Consider the following 19,800-nt stretch of genomic DNA (forward strand, 5'->3'; position numbering starts at 1 on the left):
TTCCTGATAGCCTTTCGGGTTGCGTTGCCGCAATGGCTGGCTAGCGCTACCCGTGTAGGCGCGGGCTTGCCCCGCGATTGCGTCAGGCTCGCATTACTCCACCTCGCAGAATTCATTGGCCGGCGACCCATCGGCATTGAGTTGCAGCACCCGCGCCGGTCGCCCTTGTTCGTCGAAGAACACCTGCCCCAACCCTGCACTGTTCCACAGCCGTTCACCGGCCTGGCTGCGGCTGGGCGTGCGCGGCACCACCTCCATCTGCCGGCGCTTGGTGAACCAGTTGAGCGGCGAGCGGGGCGCGTAGAGCCAGCGGTTCAGGCGATCCAGCACGTCCAGCAGGCGCTTGGGGAACTGGTTCTTGATACCGCTGCTGGTGATCTGCCACAGGTGTGGGCTGCGCTGTCGATGGCGGATCAGCACTTCATAGACGAATGAATAATGCACGTCACCGGAGAGGATCACGTAATGCCCCGGCGTGCGCGAGTGGCGGAAGATATTGAGGATGACCTGGGCCGCGCCACGATGGGCCATCCAGTTCTCGGCGTCCACCAGCAATGGGTAGCCCAGCCAGCTGAATACCCGCTGCACGGTCTCGATCAGCTTGACACCGAAGATCGGCGCCGGAGACACGATGATCGCCGAAGGGTGGTCGAGCAGCGCCTGCTGCAGCTCGCTCAGGGCTTCCCAATCCAGCAGGCCGGAGGGTTTCTTCAGGCTGCTTTCGCTGCGCCAGCGGCGGGTGCGGGTGTCGAGCACCAGCAGGGGCGGGGTACTGGGCAGGTTGAACTGCCAGCCCTGGAAGCGCAGGAGCTGGTCGATCAGCGCGTCATGCGCCGGGTGGTCCAGGTGCGCTTGCAGGGCCTGTTCTCCCAGGGCCTTGCTTTGTTCGACCAGTGCCTGGCAGCTGTCCGGGTCGTTGCCCCAGCCTTGGCAGAGCAGGTAGCCCAGCAGTGCATTGCCGATGATCCGGCGGGAGAACGGATTCCCGTAGGCGGTTTCCTCCCATTGTGCTGACAGGTTCCAGTCATCGGTGATGTCGTGGTCATCGAAGATCATCAGGCACGGTAGGTGGGCCATGACCCGCGCCACCTGACCGAGGTCCGCGGCGAACGCCTCGATCAGCGGCAACTCCTGGCGGTAGCGGGCCTGGCGCTTGTCGGTCAGGCCTGCGGGCATGTCCAGGCGCACCATCTGCCAGGGTGTTGGCGACCAGACCAGCAGGTACATGGCCATGACTTCAGCGAAGGTCACCAGATGGTTGTCGGCGTTGCTGCTGGAGAAGATCGGCTTGCGCTTGCCGCCGAAGAAGCGTTCGCGCAAGGTCTCGTTGCCCTCCTGGGCGGGCAGCAAGTCGGCGCGGTGGTAGTAGCAGGCCGGGTGGCGATACAGCTCGGCACTGTTGTTGACCAAGGCGCCTTCGAGGGTTTCCTGGAACAGGCCCAGGCGCTCCACGAGCCCATGGATAGCCCGCAACATGGGCCCCGCGACATCGTCGGCATAGACCTGGTCGCCGCTCATCAGCAGCAGCGCGGGGCGCTCCTGGGGCGGTTGGCCCTGTTTCAGCAAGCGGTCGGCGCAAAGCAGACCGTCGACGGCCGGGTGGTGGGGCTTGCGGCAGGAACCGTGGAGCAACTGGTCGATGCGTTCGCGCAACACGAAATTCGGCCGTTGCTGGCCTGGGTAGAGCAGGTGCGGTGCCCAGTCGGCGGTGCCCTGGGCGTCGCCCAGCAACAGGTCGTATTCGATCGCCACGTTGCACGGCAGCGGCGGATCGAACCGGATGTCCAGCAAGTGCACGAACGCATGCGTGCCGATGGGCACCACCTCGCAATGGAGGTCGGTCGTGATGCCTGGGCAATCGAGGGTGAATTCAGGGCGAAGCGGTTGCGTGGCTACCAGCCAGATGACCAGGCGCTGGGGTTCCAGGCGGCGTAGCACGGGGCCGGCGAGCACGAGGGGGAGCGGGGCGTCGATTGCCATTGATCCTGGTGTCTGTTCTATCCAATCGCGGGGCAAGCCCGCTCCCACACGCTTGGCGCCAGCCCTGTGGGGGCGGGTTTGCCCCGCGATTGCGTCGGTAGATTCATAGGGAAAGGCCCGGTAACGGCCCCCAACGACAACGGGCGGAAAATGCTCGGCATTTCCCGCCCGCCGGGCAAGCCAGATTTGTATCAGGCCTTTTCAGCCATCAGCGCTTCGAGCTTCTCTTGGTCGCGGGCGAACTGGCGAATACCTTCGGCCAGTTTCTCGGTGCCCATGGCGTCTTCGTTCATCGCCCAACGGAATTGGCTTTCGCTCAAGTGCTGCTTGGCTTCACCGGCATTGCCCGGCTGGAGCACGCGGGGCAGTTGGCCCTGGTCGTCGCTCAACTGTTGCAGCAATTCGGGGCTGATGGTCAGGCGGTCGCAGCCGGCCAACTGCTCGATCTGGCCGATGTTGCGGAAGCTCGCGCCCATGACCACGGTGTCGTAGCCATTGGCCTTGTAGTAGTTGTAGATGCGTGTCACCGACTGCACGCCCGGGTCTTCGGCGCCGACGTATTCCTTGCCGGTGCTTTTCTTGTACCAGTCGTAGATACGGCCCACGAACGGCGAGATCAGGAACACCCCCGCATCGGCGCAGGCCTGGGCCTGGGCGAAGGAGAACAGCAGGGTCAGGTTGGTCTGGATGCCTTCCTTTTCCAGCTTCTCGGCGGCGCGGATGCCTTCCCAGGTGGAGGCCAGCTTGATCAGCACGCGGTCACGCGGCACGCCGGCCTTTTCGTACAGCTCGATCAATTGGCGGGCCTTGGCCAGCAGGGCAGGTTCGTCGAACGACAGGCGCGCATCCACTTCGGTGGAGATACGCCCCGGGATGACCTTGAGGATACCCGAGCCCACGGCCACGGCGAACGTGTCGCAGGCCAGGTCCACATTGCCCTTGGCATCGCGCTTCACCTGCTTGAGCAGGTCCGCGTAACCCGGGATCGCCGCAGCCTTGAGCAACAGCGAAGGGTTGGTGGTGGCGTCGACCGGCTTGAGGCGGGTGATGGCGTCCAGGTCCCCGGTGTCGGCGACCACGGTGGTGAACTGCTTGAGTTGTTCCAGCTTGGAGGTCATGGGCGTGCTCTGTCCTGTGCAATGACTCGACATTACCCGAGCCCCGACAGCCACTCAAGGGCCGGCGGGGCAGGTCGGGCGAGGGAATGAAGGTTCGAGTCGAAAGCGCGCCCGGGGTTCCGTCAGCGGCCCTGCAGCAGCTCGGCGGCTTGGTCGAGCACGGCCAATGGGTCCTGGGCCTTGTGGATGTCTGCCGACAGCAGCTGGCGGAAGCGCCGCGCACCCGGGAAGCCCTGGCCCAGGCCGAGGATATGGCGCGTGATGTGGTGGATGGCCCCGCCGCTTTGCATGTGCGCGACGATATAGGGGCGCAGTTGCACCATCGCTTCGCTGCGGCTGACCACCGGAGCCTCGCTGCCGAACAGCTGCTGGTCCACGTCGGCCAGCAAGTAAGGGTTGTGGTACGCCTCGCGCCCCAGCATCACCCCATCGAAGGTCTGAAGGTGCGCGTGGCATTCCTCCAGCGTCTTGATACCGCCGTTGAGCACCAGCTCCAGGTCCGGGAAGTCGGCCTTGAGCTGCGCCGCCACGTCATAGCGCAGCGGCGGGATCTCACGGTTCTCCTTGGGCGACAGGCCCTCGAGGATGGCGATGCGCGCATGCACGGTGAAGCTGCGGCAACCGGCATCACGCACCTGGCCGACGAAGTCGCACAGCTCGGCATAGCTGTCGCGGCCGTTGATGCCGATGCGGTGCTTGACCGTGACCGGAATAGTCACCGCATCGCGCATGGCCTTGACGCAATCGGCCACCAACGCCGGGTGGCCCATCAGGCAGGCGCCGATCATATTGTTCTGCACCCGGTCGCTGGGGCAGCCGACATTGAGGTTGACCTCGTCGTAGCCCGCCTCCTCGGCCAACCGCGCACAGGCCGCCAGCTCCGCCGGCACACTGCCGCCCAGCTGCAGGGCCAGCGGGTGCTCGGACACATCGTGGCGCAGGAAACGGTGGGCATCGTTGTGCAGCAGCGCGCCGGTGGTGACCATCTCGGTGTAGAGCAGGGTGTGCTTGGAGAGCAGGCGCAGGAAGAACCGGCAGTGGCGGTCGGTCCAGTCCATCATCGGCGCAACGCTGAAGCGGCGGGAGGGCTCAGGGCGAGCAATGGTCAGGGTGGTGGCGTTTTCAGCTGGCATGGTTCACGGCGGGTAACGGGGCGGACGGAAGTGTCTGCGGCGCAGGGTGTCGGTCGGACGCGCTGGAGAAGAGTGCGAAAGCGGCCGTTACATTGTTCGGCGCTGCTCCGAAGACAGTCGGGCCATAGTCTATCAAGAGTGGCGGTCGTTTACCTCTTGGAAGGAGCCTCGACCGTCGGTCGCTCCGGTCCAGCGGGTGGATTCGGTCATTCACCCATTTGCCATGGCCGCGAAAAGTCATGCTGATGGGGTGGTCGGGTTGAAGCGAAAAACAGTTGGCTCCTACAGCACCAGGCAAAAAGCCTTCCAGCACCCCGCGTCGGTTTCAGGATGTGCCCTGTCGCTTGGGTGCAAATCTCCAGCGCCAGGGCTGCCATGCTTTAAGGATGCCTAGGGAACCAGTGCGCGCAGACGCATGGCCATGGGCACGGAGGGCGTCCGTAACCATGCAACCGTGACATGGCCGGTGCGCCGCAGCAGAAGACACCGGCGGCCTGCCCAGGGAGGCAGGTCGGTCCGTGATGCCGAGGTCCGCTGTATGCCTGATGAGACGCTTCACCTGCCATTGATCCAGACCGTGCTGGAACGCTTCAAGGACACCCCCGGTGCCTTGCTGCCGATCCTCCACGCCATCCAGGAAGGCGCGGGCTATGTGCCCGATGGCGCCGTTCCCGACATCGCCCATGCTCTGAACCTCAGCCAGGCCGAGGTACGCGGGGTGATCAGTTTCTACCACGATTTCCATACCACGCCGCCGGCGCGCCATACCCTGCGCCTGTGCCGGGCCGAGTCTTGCCAGAGTCGTGGGGCCGAGGCGCTCGCCGCGCAGCTGCGCGAACAGCTGGCGCTGGACGACCATGGTACCAGCGCCGATGGCGCGATCAGCCTGCGACCGGTGTACTGCCTGGGCGCCTGCGCCTGCTCGCCAGCCCTGGAGCTCGATGGCCAGTTGCATGCCCGTATCACCCCTGAACGCTTGCGTTCCCTGGTCAATGGCTGCCTGGAGGACGAAGCATGCTGAAGCTGTTCATTCCCTGCGATTCGATCGCCCGCGCCGTCGGTGCCGACCAGGTCGTCGAAGCCTTGGCCCGCGAGGCCGAACGTCGGCAGTTGCCGGTAGACATCCAGCGCACCAGTTCCCGTGGCTTGTACTGGCTGGAGCCGCTGGTCGAAGTGGAGCAGACCGATGGCCGCCACGGTTTCGGCCCGGTCAGCGTCGATGACGTGCCTGGCCTGTTGGATGCGCTGGCCGGTGAGCCTGCCAAGCATTCGCTGGCCCTGGGGCCGGTCGAAGACATTCCGTACCTCAAGACCCAGCAGCGCCTGCTGTTTGCCCGTGCCGGCATCACCCGGCCGCTGTCGCTGGACGACTACCGCGCCCACGGCGGTTTCGAGGGCCTGGCCCGGGCCGTTGCGCTCGATGGCGCCGAAGTGGTCGCCGCCGTGCTGGACTCCGGCCTGCGTGGCCGTGGCGGCGCGGCGTTCCCGGCCGGTATCAAGTGGCGCACCGTGCGTGACGCCCGTGCAGAACAGAAGTACGTGGTGTGCAACGCCGACGAAGGCGACTCCGGTACCTTCGCCGACCGCATGCTGATGGAAGGTGACCCCTTCCTGCTGATCGAAGGCATGGCCATTGCCGGTCTCGCCGTGGGCGCGACCATGGGCTACATCTACGTGCGTTCCGAATACCCGGATGCGATCCGCGTGCTGAACCAGGCCTTCGACATCGCCCGTGAGGCAGGTTACCTGGGCAATGACGTCGCTGGCGGCGGCAAGGCCTTCGACCTGGAAGTGCGGGTCGGTGCCGGTGCCTATATCTGCGGTGAGGAAACCGCGCTGCTGGAATCCATCGAAGGCAAGCGTGGCATCGTCCGTGCCAAGCCGCCGCTGCCCGCGCTCGAGGGCCTGTTCGGCCTGCCGACGCTGGTGCACAACGTGCTCACCCTGGCCTCGGTGCCGGTGATCATGGCCAAGGGCTCGGCGTTCTACCGCGACTTCGGCATGGGCCGCTCGCTGGGCACCATGCCGTTCCAGCTGGCAGGCAACATTCGCCAGGGCGGCCTGGTCGAGCGCGCTTTCGGCCTGACCCTGCGCGAACTGGTGGAAGGCTATGGCGGTGGTACCGCCAGCGGCCGGCCGTTGAAGGCTGCGCAGGTGGGTGGCCCGTTGGGCGCCTGGGTGCCGCCCAGCGCCTTCGACACGCCGATGGACTACGAGGCCTTCGCCGCCATCGGCGCGATGCTCGGCCACGGTGGCGTGGTCGTCGCCGACGACACCCTGAACATGGCCAGCATGGCCCGCTTCGCCATGCAGTTCTGTGCCGAGGAATCTTGCGGCAAGTGTACGCCGTGCCGAATCGGCTCGACCCGTGGCATGGAAGTGGTGGACCGGCTGATCGCCGCCACCGATGTCACCGAGCGTCAGAACCAGGCCCAACTGCTGCATGACCTGTGCGACACCATGCAGTACGGCTCGCTGTGCGCCATGGGCGGGATGACCTCCTACCCGGTGGCCAGCGCCCTCAAGTATTTCCCCGCCGACTTCGGTCTGACCACTACGGAGGTCGCCCAGTGATCAATTTCTTCGACCCCGCCAGCGACATCGACCTGGGGACGCCTGCCCGCGAAAGCGATGTGCAGGTCAACCTGGTCATCGATGGCCGTGAAATCAGTGTGCCTGCCGGCACCTCGGTGATGCGTGCCGCGGCGCTGCTGGGCACCACCATTCCCAAGCTCTGCGCCACCGACAGCCTGGAGGCCTTCGGCTCCTGCCGCATGTGCGTGGTGGAAATCGAGGGCATGCGCGGTTACCCGGCATCCTGCACCACACCCGTCACCGAGGGCATGGTGGTGCGTACCCAGACCTCACGCCTGGCCGACCTGCGCCGCAACGTGATGGAGCTGTACATCTCCGACCACCCGCTGGACTGCCTGACCTGCTCGGCCAACGGCAACTGCGAGCTGCAGACCGTCGCCGGCCAGGTGGGCCTGCGCGAGGTGCGCTACGGCTACGAGGGCGAAAACCACCTGGACGAAAAGAAGGACGTCTCCAACCCGTACTTCGACTACGAGCCGAGCAAGTGCATCGTCTGCAACCGCTGCGTACGTGCCTGCGAAGAAATCCAGGGCACCTTCGCCCTGACCATCACCGGCCGTGGCTTCGAGTCGCGTGTGGCAGCAGCTGGCGGTGACAACTTCCTAGAGTCCGAATGCGTCTCCTGCGGTGCCTGCGTGCAGGCCTGCCCGACCGCGACCTTGAGCGAGAAGAGCCTTATCCAGCTCGGCCAGCCCGAGCGCGCCGTGATCACCACCTGCGCCTATTGCGGCGTGGGCTGCTCGTTCCGCGCCGAGATGAAGGGCGACCAACTGGTGCGCATGGTCCCGGACAAGAACGGCGGCGCCAACCATGGCCATGCCTGCGTCAAGGGCCGCTTCGCCTGGGGCTATGCCACCCACCCGGATCGCGTCACCAAGCCGATGATCCGCAAGCACATCAACGACCCGTGGCAGGAAGTCAGCTGGGACGAAGCGGTCAACTACGCGGCCAGCGAGTTCCGTCGCATCCAGCTCAAGTACGGGCGTGATTCCATCGGCGGCATCACTTCCAGCCGCTGCACCAACGAAGAAGCCTACCTGGTGCAGAAGCTGGTACGCGCCGCCTTCGGCAACAACAACGTCGACACCTGCGCGCGCGTCTGCCACTCGCCGACCGGCTATGGCCTGAAGCAGACCCTGGGCGAGTCGGCCGGTACCCAGAGCTTCGACTCGGTGATGCAGGCCGACGTGGTGCTGGTGATCGGTGCCAACCCCACCGACGCCCACCCAGTGTTCGGCTCCCAGCTCAAGCGTCGCCTGCGTCAGGGCGCGCGGCTGATCGTCATCGACCCGCGCCGGATCGACCTGGTGGATTCGCCTCACGCCCGCGCCGAGCTGCACCTGCAGCTGCGTCCGGGCACCAACGTGGCCATGCTCAATGCCCTGGCCCATGTGATCGTCACCGAAGGCCTGGTCGACCAGCCGTTCGTCGATGCTCGCTGCGAGGCGGCAGACTTCGCCCGTTGGCGCGACTTCGTCAGCCTCCCGGAAAACGCACCTGAAGTGCTCGGCCCGGTCTGCGGCGTGCCGGCCGAACAGATCCGCGAAGCGGCTCGCCTGTACGCCACCGGCGGCAACGCGGCGATTTACTACGGCCTGGGCGTCACCGAGCACAGCCAGGGCAGTACCGCGGTGATGGGCATCGCCAACCTGGCCATGGCCACCGGCAACGTCGGCCGCGAAGGCGTGGGCGTGAACCCGCTGCGTGGGCAGAACAACGTCCAGGGCTCCTGCGACATGGGCTCCTTCCCCCACGAGCTGCCTGGCTACCGGCACATCTCCAACGAGACCGTGCGCAGCGAGTTCGAACAGGCCTGGGGCGTGACCCTGCAGCCCGACCCGGGCCTGCGCATCCCCAACATGTTCGAGGCGGCCCTGGACGGCAGCTTCAAGGCGCTCTACTGCCAGGGCGAGGACATCGCCCAGAGCGACCCCAACACCCAGCATGTCACCGCCGCCTTGATGGCCATGGAGTGCGTGGTGGTACAGGACATCTTCCTCAACGAGACCGCCAAGTTCGCCCACGTATTCCTGCCGGGCAGCTCGTTCCTCGAGAAGGACGGCACCTTCACCAACGCCGAGCGCCGCATCTCGCGGGTACGCAAAGTCATGGAACCGCTGGCCGGCAAGGGCGACTGGGAAGCCACCGTGGCCCTGGCCAATGCGCTGGGCTACAAGATGGACTACCGCCACCCCTCGGAAATCATGGATGAGATCGCGCGCCTGACCCCGACCTTCCACCGGGTCAGCTACGCCGAGCTCGACCGCCACGGCAGCCTGCAATGGCCGTGCAACGACGAGGCGCCGGATGGCACGCCGACCATGCACATCGACCAGTTCGTGCGTGGCAAGGGCCGCTTCATGCTGACCGGCTACGTGCCGACCGACGAGAAGGTCAACAACCGCTTCCCGCTGTTGCTGACCACTGGGCGTATCCTCAGCCAGTACAACGTCGGCGCCCAGACCCGCCGTACCGAGAACGTTGCCTGGCATGCCCAGGACCGCCTGGAGATTCACCCGACCGACGCCGAGAGCCGTGGCATCAGCGATGGCGACTGGGTCGGCGTGGGCAGCCGGGCAGGGCAGACGGTGCTGCGTGCCAAGATCAGCAGCCGGGTCGCGCCGGGCGTGGTGTACACCACGTTCCACTTCCCCGAGTCCGGGGCCAACGTGATCACCACCGATAACTCCGACTGGGCCACCAACTGCCCTGAGTACAAGGTCACGGCGGTGGAAGTGGTGCGGGTGTTCCAGCCGTCCGAATGGCAGAAGCGCTACCAGGCCTTCAGCGATGAACAGCAGCGGCTGCTCAAGGAACGCCGCCAAGCCGAGAAAGCCGAGGTGCGCCGATGAGCAGTGGTCACGAAAGCCTGGTCAAGATGGCCAACCAGATCGCCCAGTACTTCGCCAGCGAGCCCGACCGGGCGCTGGCGGTGGAGGGGGTGAGGCAGCATATCCAGAGCTTCTGGACGCCGGCCATGCGTCGGCAACTGGGGGAATGGTCCCAGGCCAATCCGCAGGCCGAGCTGCATACGTTGGTGCGTGAGGCACTGGCCTAGCGCGGTCCCGCCCAATCGCCGGCAAGCCGACCCCCACAGGGGGCTGTGCCAATGCTCCCTGTGGGAGCCGGCTTGCCGGCGATTGGGCCGCTCGCAAAAGATGAAAAGTCCGTCATGTATGCCTGACGAATCCGGGGGCAATGCTACGCTCGCCAGATAACCCGCATTCGTATGGAAGTCACCCATGGACATGAACTGGCACCAGGCCCTGCAGGAGAGCCTGAGCTGGCTCGCAATCGCCTCTCTGTTCACCCTTGCCGGCTTTGCCGCCGCCGGCGCCCTGGCGGTGCGTTTTACCCGTTGGGGCCGGCAGTTTTGGCAGCTTGCCGGCGCCTATTTCAATTTCAGGCGCAGCTGGCGCCCGTTGCTGGTGTTCGCGCTGTTGCTGGTACTTACGCTGTTTTCAGTACGGCTGAACGTGCTGTTCTCGTTCTGGTACAACGGCTTCTACAGCGCCCTGCAAGCCCTCGACCAGACGGCGTTCTGGTACCTGCTGGGCGTATTCGCCGTATTGGCCACCATCCATGTGCTGCGCTCGTTGTTCACCTACTACGTGACCCAGGCCTTCAGCATCCGCTGGCGCGTGTGGCTGACCGAACGCCTGACGGCCGACTGGATGCAGGGCGATGCCTACTACCGCGGGCGCTTCCTCGCAGAGCCGGTAGACAACCCTGACCAGCGTATCGAGCTGGACGTCAACGCATTCGTCACCGGGTCCGTGTCGCTGGCCTTGGGTGCGGTCAGCGCGCTGGTGTCCCTGGTCGCCTTCACCGCCATCTTGTGGGGGCTTTCCGCACCGCTGACGGTGGCTGGCATGGAGATTCCCCGGGCGATGGTGTTTGCCGTGTACCTGTACGTCATCGTCGCGACCTGGATCGCCTTCCGCCTCGGGCGCCCGCTGATCCGCCTGAACTTCCTCAACGAAAAACTCACCGCCAATTTTCGTTATGCCCTGATGCGCCTGCGCGAGAACGCCGAGAACATCGCGTTCTACCAAGGGGCCCAGGTGGAGCGGGGTACGCTGTTGGGGCGCTTCGGCGCGCTGATCGTCAATGTCTGGGCGCTGGTCTACCGGAGCCTGAAATTCAACGGTTTCAACCTGGGGATCAGCCAGGTCGCGGTGGTATTCCCGTTCATTCTTCAGGCGCCGCGGTTCTTCAGTGGCGCGATCAAGCTCGGTGACGTCATGCAGACCTCCCAGGCCTTCGGCCAGGTGCAGGATTCGCTGTCGTTCTTCCGTGAGTCCTACGATACCTTCGCCCAATACCGCGCCACCCTGGACCGTCTGACCGGTTTCATCGACGCCAACCAACAAGCCAGCGCGTTGCCGCGGGTGGTCACCAAGGACCAAGCCCAGGCGCTGGACATCTCCGGCCTGCAGGTGTTGCGCCCCGATGGCCACCGTTTGATCGCCGACCTCGAACTGCACCTGCAGGCCGGCCAGGCCCTACTGATCAAGGGGCCGTCCGGCAGTGGCAAGACCACATTGCTGCGGGCGTTGGCAGGCTTGTGGCCCTACGCCGAGGGCCAGGTCGCCCGGCCGTTGGGCAACCGTGCGCTGTTCCTCTCCCAGCGCCCGTACCTGCCGCTGGGCGACCTGCGCACCGCCATCGCCTACCCGGCGGCCGGTGCGCCCGAGGACGACCTGCGGATGCAACAGGCCCTGCGCCAGGTCAACCTGGCCCACCTGGCCGAGCGTCTGGAAGTCAGTTGCGATTGGTCGCATATCCTTTCGGTCGGTGAGCAGCAGCGCCTGGCTTTCGCTCGGCTGTTATTCAACCGGCCGCAGGTGGTGTTCCTCGACGAGTCCACCTCGGCCATGGATGAAGGGCTCGAACACGCGCTCTATTCACTGCTGCGCCATGAAATGCCCGACACCTTGCTGGTGAGCGTCGGCCACCGCAGCACCTTGGCCGCGTTCCACACCCACAGGCTGGAAGTCGATGGTCAGGGCGGCTGGTCGTTGTTCGAGCAGCAAGCGGTCGAGGGCACGCTGGCCTAGTTCTGTCAGCGGTCGATGGCTCCGCGCAACAGGGCCACCCCGGCGAGGGTGGCCGCGGCGAGGAGGGCACCCAGCAGGAACGTGGCCTGGTAGCCGGCGGCATCCCAGAGCAGGCCGGCCATTACGCTGGCGACCAGCAACGCCACCCCGGACAGCAGGTTGAACATCCCGAACGCAGTGCCGCGCAAATCAGCCGGTGCGCTGTCGGCGATCAGCGCGCTGAAGATGCCCTGGGTAAAGCCCATGTGCAGCCCCCACAGCACCACGCCCAATCCCAGGCCCAGCCAGCCCGGTGCCCATGCCAGGGTCAGGTCGGCGGCCACCAGCAGCCCCAGGCCGATCAGCAGCATCGCCCGGCGCCCGACCTGGTCCGACAAGGCGCCGGCAGGGTAGGCCGAGAGTGAGTAGGCCAGCGACATCAGCACCAGCACAGCGGGCGCCCACAAGGCTGGCAGGCCCATGGCCTGGCCACGCAGCAGCAGGAAGGCTTCACTGAAGCGCGCCAGGGTAAACACCGTCGCCAGGATGATCAGCCGCCAGTAACGCCCGCCCAGGCGGGCCAGTTCCTTGACCGCCAGAGGGGCGCGCACGGGAGCTGGCCTGCTGGAAGCCTCGGGCTCGCGAACGAAGGCGATGAGTACGAACAGGGCCAGGAAAGCCGGTATCACCGCTATCCAGAACACCGTCTGGAAGTGGCTGGCCGTCAGCCACATCAACAGGATCGCCAGCAATGGCCCGAGGAAGGCGCCCACGGTATCCAACGCCTGGCGCAGGCCGAAGGCCGCACCCCGCAGCCCAGGCGGGGTGACATCGGCGATAAGCGCGTCCCGCGGGGCCCCGCGGATGCCCTTGCCGATCCGGTCGACGAAGCGCGCCCCGACCAGCCACCCCAGCCCCGAAGCCAGGGGAAACACCGGCTTGGTCAGCGCCGCCAGGCCATAACCCAGCACCGTGAGCAGCTTGCGCTTGCCCAGCCGGTCGCTCAGCGCGCCGGAAAATACCTTGCTGATCGACGCCGTCGCCTCGGCTATACCTTCGATGAAACCCACCGCTACCACCGAAGTGCCCAGTACCGTGACCATGTAGAGCGGCAGCAACGCGTGGATCATTTCCGAGGAAATGTCCATGAACATCGACACGAAACCCAGGGCCCAGACGCTACGGGGGATGGCCTGGAGCGTCTGGTGGGAGGGCGAGGAGGGGGCGTGGCCAGCATGTCTCATCGAGGTCCTCGCGGGCTTGTCATGTTCGATACGGTGTAATGCTCTTCACTGTAGGACATGGCCATGTCGGAGACGAACTGCTGGGTCGAGTCGGGTGAGGACCAGCGCTGCGGCGGTCCGGCAATTGCGGTGGTATGGCAAGGGCTTCGCCCTTGATCGCGGGACAAGCCCGCTCCCACAAGTTCCCTGCCTATCTGTAAATTTCGTAAATAAGATTTAAACCCATTTGAGAATCATTATATTCACGATCCCTGTCAGCCCCCGTAATCGTATGGGGGCCGGGTTATGCCTTTGGCCCATGAACCGCAGGAGATCTGTCGATGCAACCCAGAACCTCACCCAACAGCTTGGCCCTGGCCTTTGTCGCACTGGCGTCGCCGGCCATGGTGGCGACTGCGGCCCAGGCCGAGCAGAAGCAGGCCGCCGAGGTGCTGGAGGTTCCGGTCGATGGCAATGCCTTGGTGATCCAGGACACCCTGGTCACCGCCGAACGTGAAGCTCGCCAGGCCCTGGGCACCTCGATCATCACCGAGGAGGACATCAAGCGCCATCCGCCGGCCAACGACCTGTCCGACCTCATCCGCCGCGAACCCGGGGTCAACCTGACCGGCAACAGCGCCAGCGGCGCGAGGGGCAACAACCGCCAGATCGACCTGCGCGGCATGGGCCCGGAGAACACCCTGATCCTCATCGATGGCAAACCGTCGAGTGCGCGCAACTCGGTGCGCTACGGCTGGAACGGTGACCGCGATACCCGTGGCGAGACCAACTGGGTGCCGGCCGAGGCGGTCGAGCGTATCGAGATTCTTCGCGGCCCGGCTGCGGCGCGCTACGGCTCCGGCGCCATGGGCGGGGTGGTGAACATCATCACCAAGCGCCCCACCGACGAACTCAAGGGCAATGTCAGCCTCTACACCCAGCTGCCCGAAGACAGCGCCGAAGGGGCCAGCCGCCGGGCCAACTTCAACCTCGGCGGTGGCCTGACCGAGAACCTGGGCTTTCGCCTCTACGGCGGTCTGGCCAAGACCGACGCCGACGACCTGGACATCAACGCAGGGCACGCCAACAGCGCCTTGGTGGCCGGCCGCGAGGGCGTGCGCAACAAGGACATCAACGGCCTGTTGAGCTGGAAGCTCAACGACGAGCATCGTCTGGAACTCAACGCCGGCTACAGCCGCCAGGGCAACATCTTTGCCGGCGACACCATGAACAGCAACGGTGGCGGCGACCCGGAATTCGTCTCCAACCTGTATGGCCATGAAACCAACGTCATGCAGCGCAGCACCTACGACCTGACCCACCTGGGCGACTTCACCTGGGGTACCAGCAAGACCGTGCTGGCCTATGAATACGTGCGCAACTGGCGGTTGAACGAAGGCCTGGCCGGGCGCACCGAAGGCGCGCCGAACGACGAGGGGGCAGCGATGTCGCGCCTGCGCAACACCCGCCTGAACAGCGAAGTGAACCTGCCGTTCGCCCTGGGCAGCACAGAGCACGTGCTGACCCTGGGCGGGGAGTACCTGTACGAATCGCTCAACGACCAGGGCTCGTTCCGTCCGCAGACGTCCGACCCGAGCGGCAATGACCCGATCGTTGGCTTCGACCGCAGTGAAACCAAGATGACCGCCAGAAGCTACGCGTTGTTCGTCGAGGACAACATCGTACTGGGTGACACCACCATCACCCCGGGTCTGCGCTTCGATCATCACGAAACCTTCGGCGACAACTTCAGCCCGAGCCTGAATCTGTCGCACAAGCTCACCGAGGCCCTGAGCCTCAAAGGCGGCATCGCCCGTGCCTACAAGACACCGAACCTGTACCAGTCCAACCCCAACTACCTGCTCTACAGTCGGGGTAACGGTTGCAGCGTGAAACAGACCAACAACGGCGGTTGCTACCTGCAGGGCAACGCCGATCTCAAGCCTGAGATCAGCGTCAACAAGGAAATCGGCCTGCTGTACGACCGTGGCAGCTGGCGGACCAGCGCGACCTACTTTCGCAATGACTACAAGAACAAGATCATCGGTGGTACCGATGTGGTCTACAACCTGGGCAGCGGATCGCGTGTGACCCAATGGGAAAACGCCGGCAAGGCGCGGGTCGAAGGCATCGAGGGCAACTTCTTCATGGAGCTGACCCCGACCCTGGACTGGAACACCAACCTGACCTGGATGCTCGACAACGACAACCGCGAGACCGGCGAGCCGCTGTCGGTGATCCCCGAATACACCGTCAACACCACCCTCGACTGGCGTGCTACCGACAAGCTGTCGTTCCAGGTGGCGGGTACCTATTTCGGCAAACAGAAGTCGCCGACCTACAACTACCGCACCGAGCAGGACTACGACAAGGCTGCCCAGCAGGACGTGAAGGCGTATGGCCTGGTGGACGTGAGTGCTGGTTACAAGTTCAACGCCAACTATGACGTGCGGGTAGGGGTGAACAACCTCTTCGACAAGCAGATCCTGCGCGGCGGCAACGCCAGCAGCTCGGGGGCCAACACCTACAACCAGCCGGGGCGTGCGGTGTTCGCGGCGCTGAATATTTCGTTCTGATGTGTACAGGGGCCGCTGTGCGGCCCGATCGCGTAGAGCCTGTAGGAACGGGCTTGTCCCGCGATCGGTCTGCGCAGCAGTCCCGTGCACTCAAGGAGCCGTCGATGAGCACGCTTTCCACCAGCCTGGGCATCCTCTCGCGCAGCGCCGCCGCATTGCTCGGCGGCTATGCCTTCACCTACGCCTTCACGGCCTGCCTGGCCCGTCTGTTGCCGCTGGCCCCGGCCGATGCCGTGACCGTCGCCACGCTACCGGCCTTCATCTTCTACACCGCCGCGATCCTTTGGGCCTTCGCCAGCCGTGATGCCTTGCGTGCCTGGCTGCCCATGGCCATCGCCACACCACTGGCTATGGCAGGGTTCTGGCCCCAGGTCGTGAGGTGGCTGGCATGAAGAACACCTTCACCCAATCGATGGCTTGGTTGCATACCTGGGCCGGGTTGATCTTCGGCTGGTTGCTGTTCGCCATCTTCGTCACCGGTACCCTGGCGGTGTTCGACAAGGAACTCAGCCATTGGATGCAGCCGGAGATTCCGGCCAGCGCAGTCTCCCAGGCCGACGCCGCCCACCGCGCCATCGCCTACCTGCAGGCCCATGAGCCCACTGCTGATAACTGGGGCATCAGCCTGCCCACCGAGCGCTCGCCGGGGCTGCGGGTTTCCACCGGCGACCGTCGCCATGGCGTCGGCGTGCAACTGGACCCGCAGACCGGCGAGCCGATCCAGGTGCGTGACAGCGTCGGCGGCAATTTCTTCTTCCGCTTCCATTTCACCCTGGATCTGCCGCGCAATTGGGGCATCTTCGTGGTCGGCGCCTTGGCCTTGGTGATGCTGGCGGCACTGGTCACCGGCATCGTGATCCACAAGAAGATCTTCAAGGAGTTCTTCACCTTCCGCCCGGCCAAGGGGCAGCGTTCCTGGCTGGATTTTCACAATGCGAGCGCGGTGCTGTTGCTGCCGTTCCACCTGATGATCACCTATACCGGGCTGGTGATCTTCATGCTCATCTACATCCCGGCCGGGGTCGACGCGCTGTTCGACGGCGACACCCGGGCGTATTTCCAGGCCCAGGGCAATGCGCGGCCGGAGACGCCGCGCCAGTTGGTCCGGCAGCCTGGTGTATTGGTCGACGTGGCCCCCTTGCTGGCCGAAGCCCAGGCACGGCTGGGGCCTATCGGCGGCCTGAACATCCGTAACCCCAATACGGCCGCGGCGCGCATCGAGATCCGCCCTGAGCTTGGCAACCGCATCGCCCTGACCAAAGGGCACGCCATGGTCTTCGACGGTGTCACCGGCGAACGGCTCGGCGACGTACCCGAGCTGCGCCCGGCACCGCTGACCCAGCGGGTGATGGCAGGCCTGCATTTTGCTCAGTTCGGTGGCTACCCCATGCGTTGGTTGTACTTCGTATGCGGGCTGGTGAGCTGCGCGATGATCGCCAGCGGGCTGGTACTGTTCTGCGTCAAGCGCGGGCGCAAGTACGCCGACGCCACGGACGAGACGTGGCCGCGTCGCTGGTACCGGTTGGCCGAGGTCTGCAACATCGGGTTCGTCAGCGGCCTGTTGCTGGCCTGCGTCGGCCTGCTGTGGGCCAGTCGCCTGCTGCCGGTGGAGTTGGCGCACCGCGAGGCCTGGGAGGTGCGGGCGTTCTTCGGCGCTTGGTTGTTGGCGCTGTTGCACGCAGGCGTGCGACCTGCCAGGCGCGCCTGGGTCGAGCAATTGGGCCTGGTTTCGTTGTTGTGTGCCGGGCTTGGCGTACTGGGTGCAGCCAGTGGGGCGAGCGGCAACCTGCGGTTGGGCGTCGAAGCCACCGGCTTGGTCCTGGGCTTGGGGCTGGCCATGGCGGCCTGGCGAGTGGCGCGTGCCGATGGGGCGCCGGTGAAGCGCCGTACAGCGCGCTACGTGGGGGCCAAGGGATGACGATGATGATGGTGGGGGGCCTGTTGTGGGCCTACGTAGGCATGGTCGGCCTGTGCCAAGGGCTGGAGCGGCACTACAAGCAGGTCTGGGGCAGGGCATGCCCGCCGCTGCTGCGCCGTGCACTGCGTGGCGGCGGCTGGGCAGCGCTGGCCGTTAGCCTGCTACTGTGCGCCGAAGCCTGGGGCTGGGCCATGGGGCCGGTGGCCTGGTTCGGGATGATCTCGCTGGCGGCAGTGGTGCTGGTGCTGCTGCTGCCGTATTGGCCGCGGCTGGCAATTGGGCTGGCGGGGTTGCTGCCGCTCTGGGCGGTGTCGATACTCTGAGCACCGCTCAACGACGAGACCACCTGTGAAAGCCGTTCGCCTGACCCTCATCTGCCATGCCTTGACCCAGAGCCAAAAGGTCGGACACTTCCACGCTGTCGACGAGGCCATCCTGCCCGTAGGCCACTGGCCCGCCGCAGCCGAGCCGGGCATTCGCATCCTGAGCGCGCCTGAACCTCGCGCGCTGCAAACGGCCATCGGCCTCGGGGCAACCCCAGCTATCGAGCCGGCCCTGGCGGACGTTGACCTGGGCGCCTGGCAGGGGCTGGCGCTCAAGCACTTGCAGGCCGAGGCCCCCGAAGCATTGGAACAATGGCTGCAAGATCCGCACTGCGCACCCCATGGTGGCGAGCCCATCGGCCAGCTTTGCCAACGGATTGCGGCCTGGCTGGAGGCGTTCAACGGGCCGGGAGAGACCTGGGCGGTGACCCACCCGCAGGTGATACGGGCTGCGCTGGTTCATGTGCTGGGCAGCCCATTGGCGGGGTTTCAGCATATCGACGTGCTGCCATTGGCGCGGTTGCAGTTGAGCCGGGCGGGGCAGTGGCGGTTACGCTTGGGCTGAGCGAGCTGGAGGGCTCCCGGGATCCTGTAGGAGCGGCCTTGTGCCGCGAAAGGCGCGCACAGCGCGCCCCCCATTACCCGATCTAGAACGCCAGCTTGTAGCCGATCAGCAACAGCATCGTCGCCAGGCAAGGGCGCAGCACGCGGTCGGAGATACGCCCGGTGAGGTGGCTGCCCAGGTAGATGCCAGGCAGCGAGCCGAGCAGCAGGTAGCCCAGCAGCGACCAGTCCATGTTGCCCATGCCGGCATGGCCCAGGCCTGCCACTAGGGTCAGGGGCACAGCATGAGCGATTTCGGTGCCTACCAGGCGGCGGGTGACCAGGAACGGGTAGAGCAGGAACAACGCTACGGTGCCCAAAGCGCCAGCGCCGATGGACGTCAGGGTGACCATCACGCCGAGCATCACGCCGGTGAGCACCGTGAGGATATTCAAGGTGCGGTCGCTCAGGTGATAGTGGTCGCCCGCGTGGCGGTTGGCAAAAGCCTGCAGGCGGGATTTGAACAGGATCGCCAGGGCGGTGAGGATCAGCACCACGGCCAGGCCTTGTTTGATCACTGCATTGAGCGCCGAGGTATCGGTGTGCAGGGTGCTGAGGAACCACAGGGTCGATGCTGCCGCAGGCACGCTGCCCAGGCTCAGCAAGCCGGTGATCTTCCAGTCGATGTTCTTGTTGCGCCCGTGCACCCAGACGCCGCTGGCCTTGGTGATGGCGGCATAGAGCAGGTCGGTGCCCACGGCGGTAGCCGGGTTGATGCCGAACCAGAGCAGGATGGGGGTCATGAGCGAGCCGCCGCCCACGCCGGTCATGCCGACGATGAACCCAACAACCAGCCCCGCGATGGTGAAACCGAAAGAACCTACATCCATACGCTACTCGACGCCCAACTTGCCCGTGATCGGATGGCTGCCAGCATAAAGGTTTTTTTATAACCGAATAGACTTGTTCGTTATTAGGTTATAACCAGCTGCTTTCTGTCTTCGTCTGGATGGATAAGGTGGCAATTCACCAGCCCTGTAGGAACCAGCTTGCCCCGCGATCAAGGGCGAAGCCCTTGCTAGGCGGCGGTGATATCTGGCCCGGCCCAATCGCGGCACAAGGCCGCTCCTACAGGATCACGCAAACCTTGCCACTGGCGGGTTGCCTGTAGGAGCGGGCTTGCCCCGCGATGGGCTGCGTAGCAGCCCCAATGAGATGGCCCAAAATTAACCGACCGACCTGCTTTTGCTTGCGATGCGCAATAGTCCAGGCGCCGCCAAACGCGACGTCAGGAGGCCGAGTGGAGGCATTACGGAGGTGGGTGCCGGGCATGGATGCCCGGCAAGCGGCGC

Annotated in this window: 15 protein-coding genes; 10 read left to right on the plus strand and 5 right to left on the minus strand. The window is 65.3% G+C overall.

Annotation, left to right across the window (positions count from 1 at the left end):
• Positions 1-93: 93 nt before the first annotated feature.
• The 3 genes from IRZ56_RS14290 to dusA form a co-directional block, all read right to left on the minus strand.
• Positions 94-1,980, minus strand: coding sequence for an alkaline phosphatase D family protein (locus tag IRZ56_RS14290; RefSeq protein ID WP_196145513.1), 1,887 nt, complete (start codon positions 1,978-1,980; stop codon positions 94-96).
• A gap of 191 nt (positions 1,981-2,171) precedes the next feature.
• On the minus strand, positions 2,172-3,098 hold the full coding sequence (gene tal, locus IRZ56_RS14295) for a transaldolase (protein WP_196145514.1): 927 nt from the start codon (positions 3,096-3,098) through the stop codon (positions 2,172-2,174).
• A gap of 122 nt (positions 3,099-3,220) precedes the next feature.
• Complete coding sequence (dusA, locus tag IRZ56_RS14300; protein WP_196145515.1) at positions 3,221-4,231, minus strand: tRNA dihydrouridine(20/20a) synthase DusA; 1,011 nt, start codon at positions 4,229-4,231, stop codon at positions 3,221-3,223.
• A gap of 538 nt (positions 4,232-4,769) precedes the next feature.
• Between dusA and IRZ56_RS14305 the strand changes: the two genes are divergently transcribed.
• The 5 genes from IRZ56_RS14305 to IRZ56_RS14325 all read left to right on the plus strand — a co-directional run bounded on the left by IRZ56_RS14305 (position 4,770) and on the right by IRZ56_RS14325 (position 11,886).
• Positions 4,770-5,252, plus strand: coding sequence for a formate dehydrogenase subunit gamma (locus IRZ56_RS14305; RefSeq protein ID WP_084858113.1), 483 nt, complete (start codon positions 4,770-4,772; stop codon positions 5,250-5,252).
• Complete coding sequence (locus tag IRZ56_RS14310) at positions 5,246-6,805, plus strand: formate dehydrogenase beta subunit (protein WP_196145516.1); 1,560 nt, start codon at positions 5,246-5,248, stop codon at positions 6,803-6,805. The genes IRZ56_RS14305 and IRZ56_RS14310 overlap by 7 nt, the downstream gene beginning before the upstream one ends.
• Positions 6,802-9,678, plus strand: a complete 2,877-nt coding sequence (gene fdhF / locus IRZ56_RS14315; protein ID WP_196145517.1) for a formate dehydrogenase subunit alpha — start codon at positions 6,802-6,804, stop codon at positions 9,676-9,678. The genes IRZ56_RS14310 and fdhF overlap by 4 nt, the downstream gene beginning before the upstream one ends.
• Positions 9,675-9,884: a formate dehydrogenase subunit delta gene (locus tag IRZ56_RS14320; protein WP_196145518.1), complete on the plus strand. Its 210-nt coding sequence runs from the start codon at positions 9,675-9,677 to the stop codon at positions 9,882-9,884. The genes fdhF and IRZ56_RS14320 overlap by 4 nt, the downstream gene beginning before the upstream one ends.
• A 184-nt stretch (positions 9,885-10,068) precedes the next feature.
• Positions 10,069-11,886, plus strand: coding sequence for an ABC transporter ATP-binding protein/permease (locus tag IRZ56_RS14325; RefSeq protein WP_196145519.1), 1,818 nt, complete (start codon positions 10,069-10,071; stop codon positions 11,884-11,886).
• Positions 11,887-11,891: 5 nt separating this feature from the next.
• Here IRZ56_RS14325 and IRZ56_RS14330 read toward each other — a convergent pair whose 3' ends face one another.
• On the minus strand, positions 11,892-13,109 hold the full coding sequence (locus tag IRZ56_RS14330) for an MFS transporter (RefSeq protein WP_196145520.1): 1,218 nt from the start codon (positions 13,107-13,109) through the stop codon (positions 11,892-11,894).
• 320 nt (positions 13,110-13,429) lie between these two features.
• Here IRZ56_RS14330 and IRZ56_RS14335 point away from each other — a divergent pair, with 320 nt between their 5' ends.
• From IRZ56_RS14335 to IRZ56_RS14355, 5 genes are all read left to right on the plus strand, one after another.
• Positions 13,430-15,664 carry a TonB-dependent siderophore receptor gene (locus IRZ56_RS14335; RefSeq protein ID WP_196145521.1) on the plus strand — a complete coding sequence of 745 codons (2,235 nt, stop codon included), beginning with the start codon at positions 13,430-13,432 and terminating at the stop codon, positions 15,662-15,664.
• 104 nt (positions 15,665-15,768) lie between these two features.
• Positions 15,769-16,056 (plus strand): iron transporter, encoded by a 288-nt coding sequence (locus IRZ56_RS14340; protein ID WP_196145522.1) that lies wholly within the window; start codon positions 15,769-15,771, stop codon positions 16,054-16,056.
• Positions 16,053-17,582, plus strand: coding sequence for a PepSY-associated TM helix domain-containing protein (locus IRZ56_RS14345; protein ID WP_196145523.1), 1,530 nt, complete (start codon positions 16,053-16,055; stop codon positions 17,580-17,582). Before IRZ56_RS14340 ends, IRZ56_RS14345 begins: the two co-directional genes overlap by 4 nt.
• Entirely contained in the window at positions 17,579-17,905 is a 327-nt protein-coding gene (locus IRZ56_RS14350; protein WP_196145524.1) for a DUF3325 domain-containing protein, read from the plus strand. Before IRZ56_RS14345 ends, IRZ56_RS14350 begins: the two co-directional genes overlap by 4 nt.
• A gap of 25 nt (positions 17,906-17,930) precedes the next feature.
• Entirely contained in the window at positions 17,931-18,470 is a 540-nt protein-coding gene (locus IRZ56_RS14355; protein WP_196145525.1) for a histidine phosphatase family protein, read from the plus strand.
• Positions 18,471-18,552: 82 nt separating this feature from the next.
• Here IRZ56_RS14355 and IRZ56_RS14360 read toward each other — a convergent pair whose 3' ends face one another.
• Complete coding sequence (locus tag IRZ56_RS14360; RefSeq protein WP_196145526.1) at positions 18,553-19,338, minus strand: sulfite exporter TauE/SafE family protein; 786 nt, start codon at positions 19,336-19,338, stop codon at positions 18,553-18,555.
• Between the last annotated feature and the right edge of the window lie 462 nt (positions 19,339-19,800).

The sequence above is a fragment of the Pseudomonas guariconensis genome (genome assembly GCF_015680235.1).
GTDB classification, from domain to species: Bacteria; Pseudomonadota; Gammaproteobacteria; order Pseudomonadales; family Pseudomonadaceae; genus Aquipseudomonas; species Aquipseudomonas guariconensis_A.

Coding starts and splice junctions, on each gene's coding strand:
- IRZ56_RS14290 (WP_196145513.1), bottom strand. CDS start 1,980: ATGGCAATCGACGCCCCGCTCCCCCTCGTGCTCGCCGGCCCCGTGCTA.
- tal (WP_196145514.1), bottom strand. CDS start 3,098: ATGACCTCCAAGCTGGAACAACTCAAGCAGTTCACCACCGTGGTCGCC.
- dusA (WP_196145515.1), bottom strand. CDS start 4,231: ATGCCAGCTGAAAACGCCACCACCCTGACCATTGCTCGCCCTGAGCCC.
- IRZ56_RS14305 (WP_084858113.1), top strand. CDS start 4,770: ATGCCTGATGAGACGCTTCACCTGCCATTGATCCAGACCGTGCTGGAA.
- IRZ56_RS14310 (WP_196145516.1), top strand. CDS start 5,246: ATGCTGAAGCTGTTCATTCCCTGCGATTCGATCGCCCGCGCCGTCGGT.
- IRZ56_RS14320 (WP_196145518.1), top strand. CDS start 9,675: ATGAGCAGTGGTCACGAAAGCCTGGTCAAGATGGCCAACCAGATCGCC.
- IRZ56_RS14325 (WP_196145519.1), top strand. CDS start 10,069: ATGGACATGAACTGGCACCAGGCCCTGCAGGAGAGCCTGAGCTGGCTC.
- IRZ56_RS14330 (WP_196145520.1), bottom strand. CDS start 13,109: ATGAGACATGCTGGCCACGCCCCCTCCTCGCCCTCCCACCAGACGCTC.
- IRZ56_RS14335 (WP_196145521.1), top strand. CDS start 13,430: ATGCAACCCAGAACCTCACCCAACAGCTTGGCCCTGGCCTTTGTCGCA.
- IRZ56_RS14340 (WP_196145522.1), top strand. CDS start 15,769: ATGAGCACGCTTTCCACCAGCCTGGGCATCCTCTCGCGCAGCGCCGCC.
- IRZ56_RS14345 (WP_196145523.1), top strand. CDS start 16,053: ATGAAGAACACCTTCACCCAATCGATGGCTTGGTTGCATACCTGGGCC.
- IRZ56_RS14350 (WP_196145524.1), top strand. CDS start 17,579: ATGACGATGATGATGGTGGGGGGCCTGTTGTGGGCCTACGTAGGCATG.
- IRZ56_RS14360 (WP_196145526.1), bottom strand. CDS start 19,338: ATGGATGTAGGTTCTTTCGGTTTCACCATCGCGGGGCTGGTTGTTGGG.